Consider the following 16,822-nt stretch of genomic DNA (forward strand, 5'->3'; position numbering starts at 1 on the left):
ATTCAGGCCCCTCCTGCCGGCGCCGTTCATCGATCGGAGACCCGGCCGGTCACCGTCGCGAGACGACGCACCATGATTATGCCGTGACACTCGCGCACGAACACCCCTCCGAGGGCACGGACCGTCCCCGCCTGGCACCCGCCCTGGCAAAGGGGACAGACCGGCTCGCGGCGGCGGGGATCGAATCGCCGCGGGTCGATGCCGAACTGCTCGCCGCGCACGTGCTCGGGATCGGCCGTGGCCGATTGCTGCTCGTGGACGCCGTCCGCGGTGCGGAGCTGCGCCGGTTCGAGGAGCTGATCGAGCAGCGGGCGCGCCGGATCCCGTTGCAGCACCTGCTCGGCACGGCCGCCTTCCGGCACCTGGACCTCGCCGTGGGGGAGGGCGTCTTCGTGCCGCGGCCCGAGACGGAACTGCTCGCCGGATGGGGCATCGAACACACCGCGCCGGGCGCCACGGTCGTCGATCTGTGCAGCGGCACGGGTGCGCTGGCCCTGACCGTGGCGGATGAGGCCGAGCCGGGGCTCGTGGTGGCCGTGGAGCGTTCCGCCGAGGCGTCGGTCTATCTGCGGCGCAACGCCGCGGCCTTTCCCCGGGTACGGGTCGTCCAGGCCGATGTGACCGCCCCCGACCTCCTCGACGAGCTGGTCGGGCAGGTCGACGTGCTGCTGTGCAACCCGCCGTACGTGCCGGAGGGGACGCCCGTGCCGCCGGAGGTCGCCGACCACGATCCGGCCGAGGCGGTGTTCGGCGGCGCGGACGGGCTGAGCGTGATCCGGCCGGTGATCGGGCGCGCCGCGGAGCTGCTGCGCCCCGGCGGCGTGGTGGGCATCGAGCACGACGACGTGCACGGTTCGGCCGTACCCGATCTCCTGCGGGCGGACGGCCGCTTCACGGACGTCGCGGCGCACCGGGACCTCGCGGGCCGCCCGCGCTTCGCGACGGCCCGCCGGGCCTGACGGCGATGGCGGGCACCATGGCAGACTGCATCTCGTGATGCTCTACGACTGTCGGGCCGTGGCCGAGCGGGATCGCGGCATCGCCGCGGCCGTCGAGGCGGTCAAGAGCGGCGAGCTCGTCGTCATGCCCACCGACACCGTGTACGGGGTCGGCGCGGACGCGTTCACGCCGCATGCCGTCACCGCGCTGCAGAACGCCCGCGGGGTGGACCGGCGCGTGCCGCCGCCGGTGCTGGTCGGCTCCCGCCACACGCTGGACGGGCTCGTGTATTCGCTGCCCAAGGCGGCACGCGAGCTGGCCGACGCGTTCTGGCCGGGCGCGCTGACCATCCTCGTCGAGCACTCGCCCAGCCTGCAGTGGGACCTGGGCGAGACCGGCGGGCGGGTGGCGGTGCGGATGCCGCTGCACCCGGTCGCGCTGGAGGTGCTGCGTGAGGTCGGCCCGATGGCCGTCACCACCGCGAACAAGGCCGGGCAGGCAGCGCCGGTCACGGCCGAGGAAGCACGCGACCAGCTGGAGTACGCGGTCCGCATCTACCTCGAGGCCGGGGTGGCCCACGATCCGGCGCCCAGCACGATCGTCGACGTGAGCGGCGAGGTGCCGCGCGTGCTGCGCAACGGCGCGCTGCCGTACGAGAAGCTCCGCGACGTCGTCCCCGACCTGCTGCCCGCGGGGTCCTGACCATGCCGCCGTTCACCGTGCTGCACGTGTGCATGGGCAACATCTGCCGCTCGCCGATGGCCGAGCGGCTGCTGGTGCTCGCGGCCCGGCAGCGGCTGGCCAAGCTCGGCTCCGGCGCCGCCCTGGAGGACCTGCTGCGCAGCGAGAGCGCCGGCACCGGCGGCTGGCACGAGGGCGAGGAGATGAACCCGCCCGCGGCCCGGCAGATCCGGTTGCGCGGCGGCAGTGTGGACGGCTTCACCGCGCGCAAGCTGACCAGCGGCCACCTGGCCGGCGCCGATCTGATCCTCACCGCCACGGCGGACCAGACCGACTACGTGCACGCGCTGCTGCCCGACGCCGCGCACCGCAGCTTCGTCCTGGGTCACCTCGGGCGCATCCTGCGCGAGATCGACACCGCGGCGCTGCCCCCGGCGAGCACCGAGCCGGAAGGCTTCGCCGCGCGGGCGGCCGCCCTGGTCGTGGCCGCCGACCGAGGCCGTGGCGACAAGGAGCCGCTGCCCGGCGACGACCTGGACGACCCGTGGGGCCGCGGCGACCAGACGTTCCAGCGCGTCGCCGACGAGATCGACGAGTCCCTGTACGCGCTCGTCGACGTCCTGCTGCCGGGAGCGCCGAGGTCCGCGTGATCGTCCCAGCTGACGCCGGCGGGATCCGCCGCGCGGCCGCCCTGCTGCGCGCCGGGTCGGTCGTCGCCTTCCCCACCGAGACCGTGTACGGCCTGGGCGCGGACGCGTTCTCCGAGAAGGCGGTCGCCGAGGTCTACCGGCTCAAGAACCGGCCCTCGTGGAACCCGCTGATCGTGCACGTCCCCGACGTAGCGGCGGCCCGCGGGCTGGCCCGGGAATGGCCCGAGGTGGCCGACCGGCTCGCCGCGGCGTTCTGGCCGGGACCGCTGACCCTGGTCGTCGAGCGGGCGCCGCACCTCACCCAGGTCGGCGCCGACACCGGCACCATCGCGGTCCGCGTGCCGGCGCACCCGGTCGCGCTGCGGCTGCTCGAGGCGTGCGGGCTGCCGCTGGCGGCGCCGAGCGCCAACCGGTCGGAGGGCATCTCGCCGACCACGGCCGAGCACGTGCTGCGCAGCCTGCCCGACGTGCCGCTGGTGCTGGACGGCGGCCCGGCGTCCTGGGGCATCGAGTCCACGGTGCTGGACGTGACCGGCCCGGTGCCGCGGCTGCTGCGCCCGGGCGCGCTGGGGCTGCGGGAGATCCGCGAGGTGACCGGCAAGGTGCTGCTGCCCGAGGACGTCGCCGACGGGTCGGCCCGGCCCTCACCTGGCATGAGCAAGCGCCACTACGCGCCGCGCGCCACGGTGGTGCTCACCGACGAGGTCGACCTCGCGCTCGTCGACGGGACGGTCGGCGTGCTGACGTACGAGACCGCGGACGTGCCCGGTGCGGAGATCCTCAGCGCGGATCCGCGGGAGTATGCGGCCGACCTCTACGCCGCCTTGCACCGCCTGGACGACGCCGGCGTCGCGACGATCCTGGTGAAGTCCCCGCCGGACACCGAGGAGTGGCTGGCGATCCGCGACCGGCTCGGCCGCGCTGCCGCCTAACGGGCCTTCTCCTCGGCGCCCCGGGCGATGTTGCGGGCCATCCCGCTGAAGATCACCCCGTGGAACGGTACGACGCTGCCCCAGTACGCGTGCCCGGCCAGCCCTCGCGGCACGAACAGCGCCCGCTGCCGGTACACGCTGGTGCCGTCCGGGCCCGGTGACGCGCTCATCTCGAGCCAGGCGCGGCCGGGCACCCGCATCTCGGCGCGCAGCCGCAGCAGCTCCCCGGGCTTGATCTCCTCGACCCGCCACCAGTCCAGCGCCTCGCCCACGTACAGGCGGTCGCGGTCCCGCCGGCCCCGGCGCAGGCCGACGCCGCCGACGAGCCGGTCCAGCCAGCCGCGTACCGACCAGGCCAGCGGGAACGAGTACCAGCCGTTGTCGCCGCCGACGCCCTCGATGACCCGCCACAGTGCCTCCTGCGGGGCGTTCACCTCTCGGCTGCGCTCGTCGATGTAGATCGTGCCGCCGGACCACTTCGGGTCGCTCGGCAGCGGCTCGGCGTCGGCGTCCGCGCCGGAGGCGTTCGACCAGCGGGTCTCGACCTCGGCGTCGCGGACCTTGCCGAGGGCCAGGCGTACGGCGTCGTCGAACGGCAGCGGCGGGTCGGGCACGTACTCCGCGATGTCGTTCTCGTGCGCGATCGCCTCGTGGATGAGGCTCGCGACCAGGGGCCGCGCGATGCTGTTGGGCACCGGGGTGATCGCGCCGACCCAGTGCGCGGACAGCCACGGGCTCAGCGGGCGCAGCGGCAGGATGATCCGGCGCCGCAGACCCGCGACCCGGGCGTAGCGCTGCATCATCTCCCGGTACGTGAGCACGTCCGGGCCGCCGATGTCGAACGCCCGGTTCACGTCCTCGGGCAGCTCCGCGGCGGCCATCAGGTAGCGCAGCACGTCGCGTACGGCGATCGGCTGGATCCGGTTGCGCACCCAGCGCGGGGTGACCATGACCGGCAGCCGCTCGGTGAGGTAGCGCAGCATCTCGAACGACGCGGAACCGGAGCCGATGATCACCGGTGCGCGCAGCACGACGGTGGGCACGCCGCTGTCCAGCAGGATCCGCCCCACCTCGGCGCGGGAGCGCAGGTGCGCCGACGGTCGCTCGTGCGCCGGAGGTTCCGGACCGCCGAGGTAGACGATCCTGCGGACCCCTTTCGCGTACGCCGCCCGCGCGAAGTTGCGGGCCGCCTCACGGTCGCGGCGCTCGAAGTCCGGCAGCCCCAGCGAGTGCACGAGGTAGTACGCGACCTCCACGCCGTCGAGCGCGCGCTCGAGCGACACCGGGTCACCCAGGTCGCCCTCGACGATCTCGGCCCGCGGCGCCCACGGCACGTCCCGCAGCCGGCCGGCGCTGCGGGTGAGCGCCCGGACGTCGTGACCCGCCTCGATCAACCGCGGCGCCAGGCGACCGCCGATGTACCCCGTCGCACCCGTCACCAGACACCGCATCCTCCCACTGTGCCCGCAGGTGGGGGCCCATAAGCCATATGCTCGTAATCCGGCGACGACGCCGAGCCGAGGGAGCGCGCCATGGTCACGTTCTGGGGTCCGGACTTCTCCGCGCTGCGGCGCGAGGACCCCGAGATCGCGGAGGTGATCTCGGGCGAGCTCGAGCGGCAGCGCGGAGGGCTCCAGCTGATCGCGAGCGAGAACTTCACGTCGCCGGCCGTGCTCGCCGCCATGGGCTCGACGCTGACGAACAAGTACGCCGAGGGCTACCCCGGGCGGCGCTACTACGGCGGCTGCGCCGAGGTGGACCGGGCCGAGGAGCTGGCCATCGAGCGCGCGAAGGAGCTGTTCGGCGCCGAGCACGCCAACGTGCAGCCGCACTCCGGGTCGGCGGCGAACATGGCCGCGTACGCCGCGCTCGTCCAGCCCGGCGACACCGTGCTCGCCATGGACCTGCCGCACGGCGGCCACCTCACCCACGGCAGCAAGGTCAACTTCTCCGGGAAGTGGTTCCACCCGGTCGGCTACCGCGTACGCCGGGACACCGAGCTCATCGACTACGACGAGGTACGCGATCTCGCCCAGGCGCACCGCCCCAAGCTCATCGTCTGCGGCGCCACCGCGTACCCGAGGCTCATCGACTTCCGGGCCTTCCGCGACATCGCCGACGAGGTGGGCGCGTACCTGATGGTCGACGCCGCGCACTTCATCGGCCTGGTCGCGGGACGGGCCGTGCCGTCGCCCGTCCCGTACGCCGACGTGGTGTCGTGCACGACCCACAAGGTGCTGCGCGGGCCGCGCGGCGGCATGATCCTGTGCCGGGAGAACCTCGCCGCCCGCATCGACAAGGCGGTGTTCCCGTTCACCCAGGGCGGCCCGCTCATGCACGCGGTCGCCGCCAAGGCGGTCGCGCTGCGGGAGGCGTCGTCGCCCGGCTTCCAGGGGTACGCCCAGCAGGTCGTGCGCAACAGTCAGGCGCTGGCGGCGGGGCTGGCCGCCGAGGGCATGCGTCCCGTCTCCGGTGGGACGGACACCCACCTGGCCCTCGTCGACCTGCGTGACCTCGGCGTCAGCGGGCGGGAGGCGGAGGAGCGCTGCGACCGGGCCCGGATCACGCTGAACAAGAACGCGATCCCGTACGACCCGGAGAAGCCCACGACCGCGTCGGGCATCCGGGTCGGCTCACCCTGCGTCACCACGCAGGGCATGCGGGAGGGGGAGATGCGGCAGATCGCCGGGCTGATCGCGGCCGCCGTCCGAGCGGATCCGGCCTCCGTCGCCGGCGCGGGTAGTCTGCGTGACGCGGCCGAGGAAGTCGCTGCGCTCGTCGGGCGCTTTCCGGCGTACCCGATCGCGGAGGTCTTCTCTTGAGCACGGATCCGCACGTCGCGTCCCCGGAGCTGGACGACGACGATGACGCGCGGCCGTTGCCGGACCTGCCGCCGTTGCCGGCCGATCCGCGCTGGCGGGTCGAGCATCTGCCGCTGCTCACCGCGTTCTCGTTCGCGCTGATGATGTGCGCCGCCTCGGTGGGCTTCCTCTCCGCGGGCGCCCCCGCGGCCGTCGGTGCCGCCGCCGGCATCGCGGTCGTGACGGTCAGCTACACGATGTCGACGCTCGTGCTGGCCTGGGCCGACACCGTGCGCCCGGCGCTGATCATGCCGCTCGGAATGATCACGTACGTGGTGAAGTATTCGTTGCTCGGCGTGATCATGGCATTCGTGATCTCCTCGGAATGGCCCGGCCGCAACGCGCTCGGCTGGGGCATCGTCGCTGGTGTTCTGGGCTGGACCGCTGCGCAGATCTGGTGGGTGGCGCGTCTCGCCGGCCGCCGTAAGTGATCTTCGGCACGCACGTTTCGCCACGTCAGTACCGGTTCGTTGGGTCTCGATCCACGAACCGGTGACGGATGGACGGCAATGGTGTCCGGTTCTGGCAGAGGGGGAGTACCGTGTCTGGCTAGTTGCGAGACCCCTGACGCCTGGACAACTGCGGTTGTGCGGGGGGTCCCGCTTAGCTTCGTGTTTGACGACTGATATCTTTCTTGCCGTCATGGCCGGTCAGAAACCTCCCCACGAATCCCCCGGTGACGACGGCCCGCCTCCTCCCGACACCGGGATGGGCATGACCGCGCTCACCTATCTCCTCGCGGGCATGTTGGTCTGGGGTGGGATCGGCTGGCTGGTCGACCACTGGGTCGGTACCAAGGGCATCTTCGCCGGCATCGGCGCGGTCGTCGGTATCGGCGGTGGCATCTACCTCATCGTGCGCCGTCTCGGCGCCTGACAGGAAAGGGCTACGGTGATCGGTCAGTCGACGGTCCTCGCAGCGGAGTTCCCGCCCAGCGTCGAGGACTTCTACCTGCCCAGCATCCTGCCGTGGGGGCACGAGTCCTACTGGTTCACCAAGATCACGTTCCTGGTCTGGCTGACCGTTGCGCTCATCATCCTCTTCTTCCTGGTCGCGTACCGGAAGCCCCAGCTCGTGCCCTCGAAGAAGCAGTGGATGGCCGAGAGCGCGTACGGCTTCGTGCGCAACAACATCGCGGTCGAGATGATCGGGCCTAGGGGCGTGGCGTTCGCGCCCTACCTCACGTCGCTCTTCCTGTTCATCATTCTGAACAACTTCTGGGGCATCGTGCCGTTGGTGCAGATCTCGCCCAACTCGCACATCGCGTTCCCGGCGTTCCTGGCGATCATCAGCTACTTCCTCTTCATCATCGTCGGCATCCGGCACCACGGCTTCGTCAAGTACTTCAAGACGGCGCTGATCCCGCCGGCGCCGTGGTTCATCCTGCCGCTGCTGATCCCGATCGAATTCTTCTCGAACTTCCTGGTCCGCCCGTTCTCCCTGGCGGTCCGACTCTTCGCGAACATGTTCGCCGGCCACATGCTGCTGCTGGTGTTCACGCTGGGCGGCTTCGCGATGATCAGCGAGAACGTCTGGTTCACACCGTTCTCGATCGTCTCGTGGATCATGACGATCGCGCTCACCCTGCTCGAGTTCCTGGTGATCTGCCTGCAGGCGTACGTCTTCACGGTGCTGACCGCGAGCTACGTCCAGGGCGCACTCGCCGACGAGCACTAAAGAGCTGTTGGAGCACCACCCCGTTTGTCGTCCCGCGTGACAGTCACGCGAGATACCAGGAGGAATCTGTAATGGTTGCAGACGTTCTTGCCGCCGTTGAGGGCAGCACCGCCGCCATCGGCTACGGCCTCGCCGCGATCGGCCCCGGCATCGGCGTGGGTCTCGTGTTCTCGGCCTACATCCAGTCGACGGCCCGTCAGCCGGAGTCGTCGCGCCTGACCCTCCCGTACGTCTGGATCGGCTTCGCCGTCATCGAGGCGCTCGCTCTGCTGGGCATCGCCTTCGGCTTCATCTGGCAGGGCCAGCTCTGACCTCTGCCTCGTTGGGAGGTGTCATGATCACCAATATCCTGGCTGCCGCCACCGAAGAGGGCGCGTCCCCGCACAACCCGATCATTCCTGTCTGGCAGGAGATCGTCGTCGGGTCGGTCGCGTTCGCCGTGCTCTGCTTCATCCTGATGAAGTTCGTCTTCCCGCAGATGGAGAAGACGTTCCGGGCCCGGGTGGACGCGATCGAGGGCGGCATCAAGCGCGCCGAGGCCGCTCAGGCCGAGGCGAACGAACTGCTCGAGCAGTACCGGGCCCAGCTCGCCGAGGCCCGCACCGAGGCCGCGCGCATCCGCGACGAGGCCCGTGCCGACGCCGAGGGCATCCGGCAGGACGTCCTCGCCAAGGCGCGGGAGGAGTCCGACCGCATCATCGCGGCCGGTCGCGACCAGCTCGCCGCCCAGCGCGAGAGCATCGTGCGCGACCTGCGTTCCGAGGTCGGCACGCTCGCGGTGGACCTGGCCGGCCGGATCGTCGGTGAGTCGCTGGCCGACGAGGCCCGCAGCCGGGGCACCGTGGACCGGTTCATCAACGAGCTCGGCGCCGGCGCGGCGGGCGGTCGCTGATGGCGATCGCCAACCGCGAGTCGTACGCGGCCGCCGCGGAGAAGCTCACCGCGGACACGCAGACGGCCACGGCCGCGCAGCTGGCCGGCACCGCCGACGAGATCCTGTCGGTGGCGCGGCTGCTGCGCGGCGAGCCGCGGCTGCGCCGGGCGCTGACCGACCCGTCGCGCGCGGGTGCCGACCGGGCCGGGCTGGTGCGGTCGGTGCTCACCGGCAAGGTCGGTGCGACCACGGTCGACGCGCTGGCGGCCCTGGCGTCCGGCCGCTGGTCGGCGCCCGGGGAACTGCTGGACGCGACAGAGCGGCTCGGCGTCGACACCGTGCTGACCGCGGCCGGCAAGGCCGACGCTCTGGCCGACGTCGAGGACGAGCTGTTCCGCTTCGGGCACGTCGTCTCGGGCAACCCGCAGCTGGCCGTCACCCTGGGTGACCCGGGTGCGCCGGTCGAGCGGCGGGCTAAGCTGGTGCAGGACCTGCTCAAGGGCAAGGCCCAGGCGGCGACGGTCCAGCTGGTCCTGGTCGCCCTCGAGGGACTCGGTGGCCGGGGCTTCGAGAGCTCGCTCACCAAGCTGGTCGAGCTGACCGCCGCCAAGCGTGACCGCGAGGTCGCGTACGTGACGGCGGCCAAGGTGCTCACCGACGCCGAGGAGCAGCGGCTCGCCACCAAGTTGTCCGGCATCTACGGTCGGCAGGTGTCGCTGAAGGTCGATGTGAACCCGAGCATCATCGGGGGCCTCAGCGTCCGGGTCGGCTCCGACCTCTACGACGGCACGATCCTGCGGCGACTCAACGAAGCCCGGCAGGCGTTCGCTAAATAGTTACTTCCCCTCGGCGGCGGCGACGCTACCGAAAGCCCTCGGGCGCGGCGACGCCCCGAGCCGACTAGAGAAGGCAGAGGATGGCCGAGCTGACCATCTCCTCGGACGAGATCCGGGGGGCGCTAGAGCGCTACGTCTCGTCCTACACGCCCGAGGTCTCCCGTGAGGAGGTCGGCATCGTCTCCGATGCGGGCGACGGCATCGCGCACGTCGAGGGCCTGCCCTCGACGATGGCGAACGAACTGCTCGAGTTCGAGGACGGCACGCTGGGTGTCGCCCTGAACCTCGACGTCCGCGAGATCGGCGTCGTGGTCCTGGGTGACTACACCGGCATCGAGGAGGGCCAGCGGGTCAAGCGGACCGGCCGGGTCCTCTCGGTCCCGGTCGGCGACGCCTACCTCGGCCGCGTGGTCGACGCCCTGGGCAACCCGATCGACGACCGCGGCGAGATCGCCAACGAGGGCTTCCGCGAGCTGGAGCTGCAGGCGCCGAACGTGATGGCGCGCCAGCCCGTGAAGCAGCCGCTGCAGACCGGCATCAAGGCGATCGACGCCATGACGCCGATCGGCCGCGGCCAGCGCCAGCTGATCATCGGCGACCGCAAGACCGGCAAGACCACGGTCGCGCTCGACACGATCATCAACCAGCGCGCCAACTGGGAGTCCGGCGACCCGGAGAAGCAGGTCCGCTGCATCTACGTGGCGATCGGCCAGAAGGCCACCACCATCGCCAGCATCCGGGGCACCCTCGAGGCGCAGGGCGCGCTGGAGTACACGACCATCGTGGCCTCCCCGGCGTCCGACCCGGCCGGCTTCAAGTACATCGCTCCGTACACCGGCTCGTCCATCGGACAGCACTGGATGTACAACGGCAAGCACGTCCTGATCGTCTTCGACGACCTGACCAAGCAGGCCGAGGCGTACCGCGCCGTGTCGCTGCTGCTGCGCCGCCCGCCGGGCCGCGAGGCGTACCCGGGCGACGTCTTCTACCTGCACAGCCGGCTCCTGGAGCGCTGCGCGAAGCTCTCCGACGAGCTCGGCGGTGGCTCGATGACCGGCCTGCCGCTCATCGAGACGAAGGCCAACGACATCTCGGCCTACATCCCGACCAACGTCATCTCGATCACCGACGGCCAGATCTTCCTCGAGGGTGACCTGTTCGCGTCCGGTGTGCGCCCGGCCATCAACGTCGGCACCTCGGTGTCCCGCGTCGGCGGCTCCGCGCAGGTCAAGGCGATGCGTTCGGTCTCCGGCCGGCTCCGCCTCGACCTGGCCCAGTTCCGCGAGCTGGAGGCCTTCTCGGCCTTCGCCTCCGACCTGGACAAGGCCTCCCGGGCCCAGCTCGAGCGCGGCGCGCGCCTGGTCGAGCTGCTCAAGCAGCCGCAGTACTCGCCGCTGTCGGTGGCCGAGGAGGTCGTGGTCATCTGGGCCGGCACCACCGGCCAGCTGGACGACATCCCGGTCGGCGACGTGCGCCGGTTCGAGACCGAGTTCCTCGACTGGATCAAGCGCAACCGCAGCGACGCGTTCACCGCGATCTCGTCCACCGGCCTGCTCGGTGACGACCAGCTCGAGGCGCTGCAGAGCGGGGTCAACGAGTTCAAGGAGCTCTTCAAGCGCGGTGAGACCACCGGCGGGCCGCGGGACACCCCGGCCGAGCCGCTCGCCGAGGGCACCGAGAGCCGCGAGACCGTGACCCGCGAGGTCCGCTCCTCGGACGAAGGCTGAGTCATGGCCGGTCAGGTACAGGCCCTCCGGCGGCGCATCCGCACCGTCCGGTCGACCAAGAAGATCGCGAAGGCGCAGGAGCTGGTCGCCACCAGCCGCATCGCCAAGGCGCAGGAGCGGGTGACCGCCTCCAAGCCGTACGCGGAGGCGATCACGCACGTGCTGACGGCGCTGGCCTCGAACGCCTCGATCGACAACCCGCTGCTGCAGCCGCGTGAGCGGGTGCGGCGCGCGGGCGTCCTGCTGATCACCAGCGACCGCGGCCTGGCCGGCGCCTACAACGCCAACGCCATCCGCACCTGCGAGCAGCTGATCTCGCGGCTGCGGGCGGACGGCAAGGACGTGGCGCTGTACGTCGTCGGCCGCAAGGGCGTCGGCTACTACCGGTTCCGCAACCGGCCGATCGCCGCCAGCTGGACCGGCTTCTCCGAGCGACCGTCCTTCGAGGACGCCCGCCACATCGGGGAGTCCCTGCTGGAGGCGTTCGTCTCCGGCGCGGACGACGCGGAGGAGCACCACGGTCCCGACGGCATCCAGGGCGTGGACGAGCTGCACATCGTCAGCACCCAGTTCAAGTCGCTCATGACCCAGACCCCGCAGGCGCGCTTCCTGGCGCCGATGCAGGTCGAGGAGAAGGAGCGCGAGCCGGGGCTGCGCGCCGCGTACGAGTTCGAGCCCGAGGCCGACGAGCTGCTCGAGGCGCTCCTGCCGAAGTACCTCAACACGCGGATCTACGCGGCGTTGCTGGAGTCGGCGGCGAGCGAGTCGGCGTCGCGGCGCCGGGCGATGAAGAGCGCGTCGGACAACGCGGACGACCTGCTGAAGCGGTACACGCGCGAGATGAACTCCGCGCGGCAGGCCTCGATCACCCAGGAAATCAGTGAAATCGTCGGCGGCGTCGAGGCGCTGTCCACGTCGGGAAGTGATGTGTGATGACTGCTGTAGCTGAGCCCACCAAGACGGAGACCGGCGTCGGCCGCGTCGTCCGGGTCATCGGCCCGGTCGTCGACGCCGAGTTCCCGCGCGACGCCATGCCCGAGATCTTCAACGCGTTGCACGTCGACGTGACCCTCTCCGAGGGCACCAAGACGCTCACCCTCGAGGTCGCCCAGCACCTGGGCGACAACGTGATCCGGGCGATCTCGATGCAGCCCACCGACGGCCTGATCCGCGGCGCCGAGGTCACCGACACCGGCTCGGCGATCTCCGTGCCCGTCGGCGACGTGACCAAGGGCCACGTGTTCAACGCCCTCGGCGAGGTGCTCAACGCCGACCCGAAGACGCTGCAGGTCACCGAGCGCTGGCCGATCCACCGCAAGCCCCCGGCGTTCGCCGACCTCGAGCCGAAGACCGAGATGCTGGAGACCGGCATCAAGGTGCTCGACCTGCTCGCGCCGTACGTGCGCGGTGGCAAGATCGGCCTGTTCGGCGGCGCGGGCGTGGGCAAGACGGTGCTCATCCAGGAGATGATCATCCGGGTCGCCCGCAACTTCGGTGGTACGTCGGTGTTCGCCGGCGTGGGTGAGCGCACCCGCGAGGGCAACGACCTCATCCTCGAGATGGCGGAGGGTGGCGTGCTCGACAAGACCGCGCTGGTCTTCGGCCAGATGGACGAGCCGCCGGGCACCCGCCTGCGCGTCGCCCTGAGCGCCCTGACCATGGCGGAGTACTTCCGGGACGTCCAGAACCAGGAGGTGCTGCTCTTCATCGACAACATCTTCCGGTTCACCCAGGCCGGTTCCGAGGTGTCGACGCTGCTCGGCCGCATGCCGTCCGCCGTGGGTTACCAGCCCACGCTGGCCGACGAGATGGGCGAGCTGCAGGAGCGGATCACCTCCGTCCGCGGCAAGGCGATCACCTCGCTGCAGGCGATCTACGTGCCCGCCGACGACTACACCGACCCGGCGCCGGCCACCACGTTCGCCCACCTGGACGCGACCACCAACCTCGAGCGGTCGATCTCCGACAAGGGCATCTACCCCGCCGTGGACCCGCTGGCCTCCAGCTCGCGGATCCTGGCGCCGGAGTTCGTCGGCGCCGAGCACTACGCGGTCGCCCGTGAGGTGCAGCGAATCCTGCAGAAGTACAAGGACCTGCAGGACATCATCGCCATCCTCGGCATGGACGAGCTCTCCGAGGAGGACAAGGTCACGGTGCAGCGGGCCCGCCGCATCGAGCGCTTCCTCTCGCAGAACACGTACGCCGCCGAGCAGTTCACCGGCGTTCCCGGCTCGACGGTCCCGCTCAAGGAGACCATCGAGGCGTTCAAGAAGATCAGCGAGGGCGAGTACGACTCGTTCCCGGAGCAGGCCTTCTTCATGTGCGGTGGCCTCGAGGACCTCGAGAAGAACGCGCACGAGCTCATGAAGGGCTGATCCACCGGCATTCCACGGGGCCGCGCCGACGTCATCGTCGGCGCGGCCTCTTGTGTACCCCCGTAGGCCCTTTCCGCGCGCCTCGTCCGTCGAGCGGCTTGTGTGGCCCGTCTATCCTTCGACCGGTTGGACGGCGGTGGGTGGTTCGGACGGCTGCCGCAGGTCGGCGACGCTTTCCGGGGCCCCGTACGCGTGTCCTGTGGCCCGTTTTGTCCGTTTGACTGCGCAGTACCGGGATATCCGGACCTGAAAGTTTCTTTCGTTGTTCGGATATTCTTGACAGAGCTGACGGCGCGGCCCTGCGATCATGTCGCGGATCAACCCATCGACGGCGGTTGGGGAGCTAGTGGCGAAGAGTGGGAAACCGGGGACCGGGCGGCGGTCGCCCCTGTGGGCGCGCCTCTGCGCGATCTTCGGCTGCGTGCTGATGGTCGTCAGCGGCGGCGTGCTGATCACGAGCCAGGTGCTCGTGTCCCGGTACGCGGGCGCCGTGGAGACCAAGGACCTCTTCGGCAACGCCGCCAGCGGGGCGACGAAGGAGCCGGTCACCGACATCAAGGGGCCGATCAACATCCTGCTCGTCGGCATCGACCCGCGCGACGCGACGACCGCGCCGCTCTCCGACTCGATCATCGTCGTGCACATCCCCAAGGGGCTGAAGCAGGCGTACATGTTCTCCATCCCGCGCGACCTGCGCGTGGAGATCCCGCCCTTCTCCAAGACCGGCTTCCAGGGCGGCACGTCGAAGATCAACGCCGCGATGTCGTACGGCAGCAGCATCGGCGGCGGCAAGCACGACGTGGCACAGGGCTTCGACCTGCTCGCCAAGACCGTCGGCAAGCTCACCGGCATCAAGAAGTTCAACGCCGGCGCGATCATCAACTTCAACGGGTTCAAGGAGATCGTGGACGCCATGGGCGGCGTCACCATGACGATCGACCAGAACGTGAAGTCCGAGCACCTGCAGCCCGACGGAAAGCCCCGCCCGCGCCGGCCCGAGTGCGCCGACAACAGCTGCGCCCACCCGTACATCGGGCCGCAGGCGCAGTACAAGAAGGGCACGTACCACCTCAAGGGCTGGCAGGCGCTCGACTACGTCCGGCAGCGGTACGGCCTGCCCCGCAGCGACTACGACCGCCAGCGGCACCAGCAGCAGTTCATCAAAGCCATGGCCGATCAGGCGCTCAGCAAGAACGTGGTGACCAACCCCATCAAGCTCGACCAGGTGCTGCGCGCGGCCGGCGACGCGCTCATCTTCGACGGCAACGGGCACAACGTCGTCGACTGGGGCCTGGCCCTGCGCAACCTGCGCTCGGACGACATGACGCTGGTGAAGCTGCCGGGCAAGTCGCTGTTCAACGGCCGCGACTACATAGGCGAGGGACTCGACCCGAGCGCGGAGGACTTCTTCGCGTCCGTCAACGACGACACCATCTCGTCGTTCCTGGTCAGCAACCCGGACTTCCTCCAGAAGCTCTGACGCCGGCACCGGCAGTGGCGCTCGCCACCCGGCGCCACGGGGTGTCACCCGGCCGTTTAGACTTTGCGCAAGCAGATCCGCAGGTTCTACAGAGTTCACCGGCTTTACCAGCGTTCCGCAGGCTTTCACCGGAGATCGCACTTCACCGCAGGTGGCACTGCACCGGAAGTCGCGCTTCACCGGGGGCCGCAGGCTTTTACAGGGAGACAGCGTGGCCAAGCAGCTGCACGTCCAGGTCGTCGCCGTCGAGGAGAAGGTCTGGTCCGGCGACGCCGACATGGTCGTCGCGCGCACCACCGAAGGCGAACTGGGTGTCCTGCCCGGCCACTCGCCGCTCCTCGGCCTGCTGAAGGAGCCGTCCCAGGTCCGCGTCAAGCTGGCCGGCGGCGATCAGCTCACCTACGACGTCACCGGCGGCTTCCTCTCGGTCGACGCGAACGGCGTGACCGTCCTCGCCGAGAGCGCGTCCCCCGCCACCCCCGACGCCCACTGACGCCCGGCGATGCGGATTCTGGAGATCGTCGGAATCTGCCTCGCCGCGCTCCTGCTCGTCCTCCTCGCGATCTTCTTCCGCCGCCGGCTGCTCATGCTCGGCGGCGGAACCATTCGCGCCCAGGTCCGGGTCAGCACGCTCGTCCCGGGCCGGGGCTGGTCCACCGGCGTCGCCCAGTTCGTCGGCGACGAGCTGCGCTTCCACCGCATGTTCAGCTTCGCCTTCCGCCCCAAACGCGTCCTCGACCGCCGAACCCTCGCCGTCGAATGCCGCCGCCTGCCGGAAGGCCCGGAACGCCTCACCATGCCGGGCCACTGGGTGATCCTCCTCTGCCGCCAGGGCGGCGCGGGCATCGAGATCGCCATGGCCGAATCGACGGTGACCGGCTTCCTGTCCTGGCTGGAGGCGGCGCCACCCGGCCAGCCGGGCAGCGTCGGCCCCCGCCCGGTGATCACGCCGCGCCCGGCTGACAACTGACGATCCCGGCCGTTTCGCTCTGCCTCTGATCCACCACGGCGGCCCGCCTGCCTTCGTCGACCGGCCTGCCTTGGCGTGCCCGCCCGCCTTCGTCGACCGGCCTGCCTCGGCGTGCCCGCCAACTTCGTCGGCCGGGCTGCCCTGACGGGCCCGGCTGCCTCCGGGCTGCCGGCCCACCGCCTGCTGGCCGGTCCTGTCAGGACGCGGTACCGCCGGGGACCCACTTCACGTCGCCGGCGGTGCCGTTGGCCGTACGGGCGAGGATGAACAGCAGGTCCGAGAGGCGGTTCAGGTACTTCGCCGGCAACGGGCCGGTCCGCTCCGGGTCCTCCTCGATCAGCGCCCACGCCGACCGCTCCGCGCGCCGCGCCACCGTGCGGGCCACGTGCAGCAGTGCCGCGCCCGGGGTGCCGCCCGGCAGGATGAAGGAGTCGAGCTCGGGCAGCTGCTCGTTGTACTCGTCGCACCAGCCCTCGAGGCGCGTCACGTACGCCTCCTTGATCCGCAGCGGCGGGTACGGCGGATCCTCGGCCAGCGGATTGCACAGGTCCGCACCCACATCGAACAGGTCATTCTGTACGGCGGTCAGCACACTCCTGATGTCAGGAGCCAGGCCGCCGAGCGCGAGGGCCACGCCCAGCGCCGCGTTGCACTCGTCGACGTCGGCGTACGCGACGATGCGCGGATCGGTCTTCGCGGCCACCTCGTTGTTGCCGAGGCGGGTCGATCCGGCGTCGCCGGTACGGGTGTAGATGCGGGTGAGATGCACGGCCATGGACCCACCCTACGGAGCCCGGCCCGAGAGCGAACCGCCCGGCCG

The 16,822-nt window shown here is 70.7% G+C and carries 19 protein-coding genes; 17 read left to right on the forward strand and 2 right to left on the reverse strand.

The annotated features are described in order from the left end of the window. Positions 1 to 83: 83 nt before the first annotated feature. Genes prmC through IT780_RS43065 form a run of 4 tightly spaced genes read left to right on the forward strand, consistent with a single transcriptional unit; the run spans position 84 to position 3,202 of the window. Positions 84 to 959, forward strand: coding sequence for a peptide chain release factor N(5)-glutamine methyltransferase (gene prmC, locus IT780_RS12630; RefSeq protein ID WP_199511686.1), 876 nt, complete (start codon positions 84 to 86; stop codon positions 957 to 959). Between the two features lie 37 nt (positions 960 to 996). Further along, entirely contained in the window at positions 997 to 1,641 is a 645-nt protein-coding gene (locus IT780_RS12635; protein WP_199511687.1) for an L-threonylcarbamoyladenylate synthase, read from the forward strand. A 2-nt stretch (positions 1,642 to 1,643) separates the two neighbouring features. Next, entirely contained in the window at positions 1,644 to 2,270 is a 627-nt protein-coding gene (locus tag IT780_RS12640) for an arsenate reductase/protein-tyrosine-phosphatase family protein (RefSeq protein ID WP_199511688.1), read from the forward strand. After that, on the forward strand, positions 2,267 to 3,202 hold the full coding sequence (locus IT780_RS43065) for an L-threonylcarbamoyladenylate synthase (protein WP_199511689.1): 936 nt from the start codon (positions 2,267 to 2,269) through the stop codon (positions 3,200 to 3,202). The genes IT780_RS12640 and IT780_RS43065 overlap by 4 nt, the downstream gene beginning before the upstream one ends. Here IT780_RS43065 and IT780_RS12650 read toward each other — a convergent pair. After that, on the reverse strand, positions 3,199 to 4,653 hold the full coding sequence (locus IT780_RS12650; RefSeq protein ID WP_199511690.1) for an SDR family oxidoreductase: 1,455 nt from the start codon (positions 4,651 to 4,653) through the stop codon (positions 3,199 to 3,201). The two genes, IT780_RS43065 and IT780_RS12650, sit on opposite strands and share 4 nt — an antisense overlap. An 81-nt stretch (positions 4,654 to 4,734) precedes the next feature. Between IT780_RS12650 and glyA the strand changes: the two genes are divergently transcribed. From glyA to IT780_RS12715, 13 genes are all read left to right on the forward strand, one after another. Beyond that, positions 4,735 to 6,024: a serine hydroxymethyltransferase gene (glyA, locus tag IT780_RS12655; RefSeq protein WP_199511691.1), complete on the forward strand. Its 1,290-nt coding sequence runs from the start codon at positions 4,735 to 4,737 to the stop codon at positions 6,022 to 6,024. Continuing rightward, positions 6,021 to 6,494: a hypothetical protein gene (locus tag IT780_RS12660; RefSeq protein WP_233412720.1), complete on the forward strand. Its 474-nt coding sequence runs from the start codon at positions 6,021 to 6,023 to the stop codon at positions 6,492 to 6,494. The genes glyA and IT780_RS12660 overlap by 4 nt, the downstream gene beginning before the upstream one ends. 283 nt (positions 6,495 to 6,777) lie before the next feature. Continuing rightward, positions 6,778 to 6,939, forward strand: coding sequence for an AtpZ/AtpI family protein (locus tag IT780_RS12665; RefSeq protein WP_233412721.1), 162 nt, complete (start codon positions 6,778 to 6,780; stop codon positions 6,937 to 6,939). Positions 6,940 to 6,954: 15 nt separating this feature from the next. After that, complete coding sequence (gene atpB, locus IT780_RS12670) at positions 6,955 to 7,740, forward strand: F0F1 ATP synthase subunit A (protein WP_199511693.1); 786 nt, start codon at positions 6,955 to 6,957, stop codon at positions 7,738 to 7,740. Between the two features lie 71 nt (positions 7,741 to 7,811). Further along, entirely contained in the window at positions 7,812 to 8,051 is a 240-nt protein-coding gene (locus tag IT780_RS12675) for an ATP synthase F0 subunit C (protein WP_199511694.1), read from the forward strand. 23 nt (positions 8,052 to 8,074) lie between these two features. Then, entirely contained in the window at positions 8,075 to 8,632 is a 558-nt protein-coding gene (locus tag IT780_RS12680) for a F0F1 ATP synthase subunit B (protein WP_199511695.1), read from the forward strand. Next, positions 8,629 to 9,450: a F0F1 ATP synthase subunit delta gene (locus tag IT780_RS12685; RefSeq protein ID WP_199511941.1), complete on the forward strand. Its 822-nt coding sequence runs from the start codon at positions 8,629 to 8,631 to the stop codon at positions 9,448 to 9,450. Before IT780_RS12680 ends, IT780_RS12685 begins: the two co-directional genes overlap by 4 nt. Positions 9,451 to 9,530: 80 nt before the next feature. Further along, on the forward strand, positions 9,531 to 11,177 hold the full coding sequence (gene atpA / locus IT780_RS12690; RefSeq protein ID WP_199511696.1) for a F0F1 ATP synthase subunit alpha: 1,647 nt from the start codon (positions 9,531 to 9,533) through the stop codon (positions 11,175 to 11,177). 3 nt (positions 11,178 to 11,180) lie between these two features. Then, positions 11,181 to 12,110, forward strand: a complete 930-nt coding sequence (locus IT780_RS12695; protein WP_199511697.1) for a F0F1 ATP synthase subunit gamma — start codon at positions 11,181 to 11,183, stop codon at positions 12,108 to 12,110. After that, positions 12,110 to 13,552, forward strand: a complete 1,443-nt coding sequence (atpD, locus tag IT780_RS12700; protein WP_233412722.1) for a F0F1 ATP synthase subunit beta — start codon at positions 12,110 to 12,112, stop codon at positions 13,550 to 13,552. Before IT780_RS12695 ends, atpD begins: the two co-directional genes overlap by 1 nt. A gap of 307 nt (positions 13,553 to 13,859) precedes the next feature. Continuing rightward, a complete protein-coding gene (locus IT780_RS12705; RefSeq protein WP_199511699.1) occupies positions 13,860 to 15,032 on the forward strand; it encodes an LCP family protein in 1,173 nt (390 codons plus the stop codon). Between the two features lie 211 nt (positions 15,033 to 15,243). Beyond that, entirely contained in the window at positions 15,244 to 15,525 is a 282-nt protein-coding gene (locus tag IT780_RS12710; RefSeq protein ID WP_199511700.1) for a F0F1 ATP synthase subunit epsilon, read from the forward strand. Positions 15,526 to 15,534: 9 nt separating this feature from the next. Then, positions 15,535 to 16,002: a DUF2550 domain-containing protein gene (locus IT780_RS12715; protein WP_199511701.1), complete on the forward strand. Its 468-nt coding sequence runs from the start codon at positions 15,535 to 15,537 to the stop codon at positions 16,000 to 16,002. A gap of 196 nt (positions 16,003 to 16,198) precedes the next feature. On the opposite strand, the gene IT780_RS12720 is transcribed toward IT780_RS12715, so the two are convergent. Further along, positions 16,199 to 16,777, reverse strand: coding sequence for a cob(I)yrinic acid a,c-diamide adenosyltransferase (locus IT780_RS12720; RefSeq protein WP_199511702.1), 579 nt, complete (start codon positions 16,775 to 16,777; stop codon positions 16,199 to 16,201). Positions 16,778 to 16,822: the final 45 nt, after the last annotated feature.

The organism is Nucisporomicrobium flavum, assembly GCF_016464385.1.
Classification (GTDB): Bacteria; Actinomycetota; Actinomycetes; order Mycobacteriales; family Micromonosporaceae; genus Actinoplanes; species Actinoplanes flavus_A.

What these genes read in the sequence shown, in the direction of transcription:
- IT780_RS12665 (WP_233412721.1), top strand. Translation starts at nt 6,778, where the DNA reads ATGACCGCGCTCACCTATCTCCTCGCGGGCATGTTGGTCTGGGGTGGG.
- IT780_RS12640 (WP_199511688.1), top strand. Translation starts at nt 1,644, where the DNA reads ATGCCGCCGTTCACCGTGCTGCACGTGTGCATGGGCAACATCTGCCGC.
- IT780_RS12705 (WP_199511699.1), top strand. Translation starts at nt 13,860, where the DNA reads ATGTCGCGGATCAACCCATCGACGGCGGTTGGGGAGCTAGTGGCGAAG.
- IT780_RS12650 (WP_199511690.1), bottom strand. Translation starts at nt 4,653, where the DNA reads ATGCGGTGTCTGGTGACGGGTGCGACGGGGTACATCGGCGGTCGCCTG.
- IT780_RS12720 (WP_199511702.1), bottom strand. Translation starts at nt 16,777, where the DNA reads ATGGCCGTGCATCTCACCCGCATCTACACCCGTACCGGCGACGCCGGA.
- IT780_RS12680 (WP_199511695.1), top strand. Translation starts at nt 8,075, where the DNA reads ATGATCACCAATATCCTGGCTGCCGCCACCGAAGAGGGCGCGTCCCCG.
- IT780_RS12675 (WP_199511694.1), top strand. Translation starts at nt 7,812, where the DNA reads ATGGTTGCAGACGTTCTTGCCGCCGTTGAGGGCAGCACCGCCGCCATC.
- glyA (WP_199511691.1), top strand. Translation starts at nt 4,735, where the DNA reads ATGGTCACGTTCTGGGGTCCGGACTTCTCCGCGCTGCGGCGCGAGGAC.
- IT780_RS12635 (WP_199511687.1), top strand. Translation starts at nt 997, where the DNA reads ATGCTCTACGACTGTCGGGCCGTGGCCGAGCGGGATCGCGGCATCGCC.
- IT780_RS12715 (WP_199511701.1), top strand. Translation starts at nt 15,535, where the DNA reads ATGCGGATTCTGGAGATCGTCGGAATCTGCCTCGCCGCGCTCCTGCTC.
- atpD (WP_233412722.1), top strand. Translation starts at nt 12,110, where the DNA reads ATGACTGCTGTAGCTGAGCCCACCAAGACGGAGACCGGCGTCGGCCGC.
- IT780_RS12695 (WP_199511697.1), top strand. Translation starts at nt 11,181, where the DNA reads ATGGCCGGTCAGGTACAGGCCCTCCGGCGGCGCATCCGCACCGTCCGG.
- atpA (WP_199511696.1), top strand. Translation starts at nt 9,531, where the DNA reads ATGGCCGAGCTGACCATCTCCTCGGACGAGATCCGGGGGGCGCTAGAG.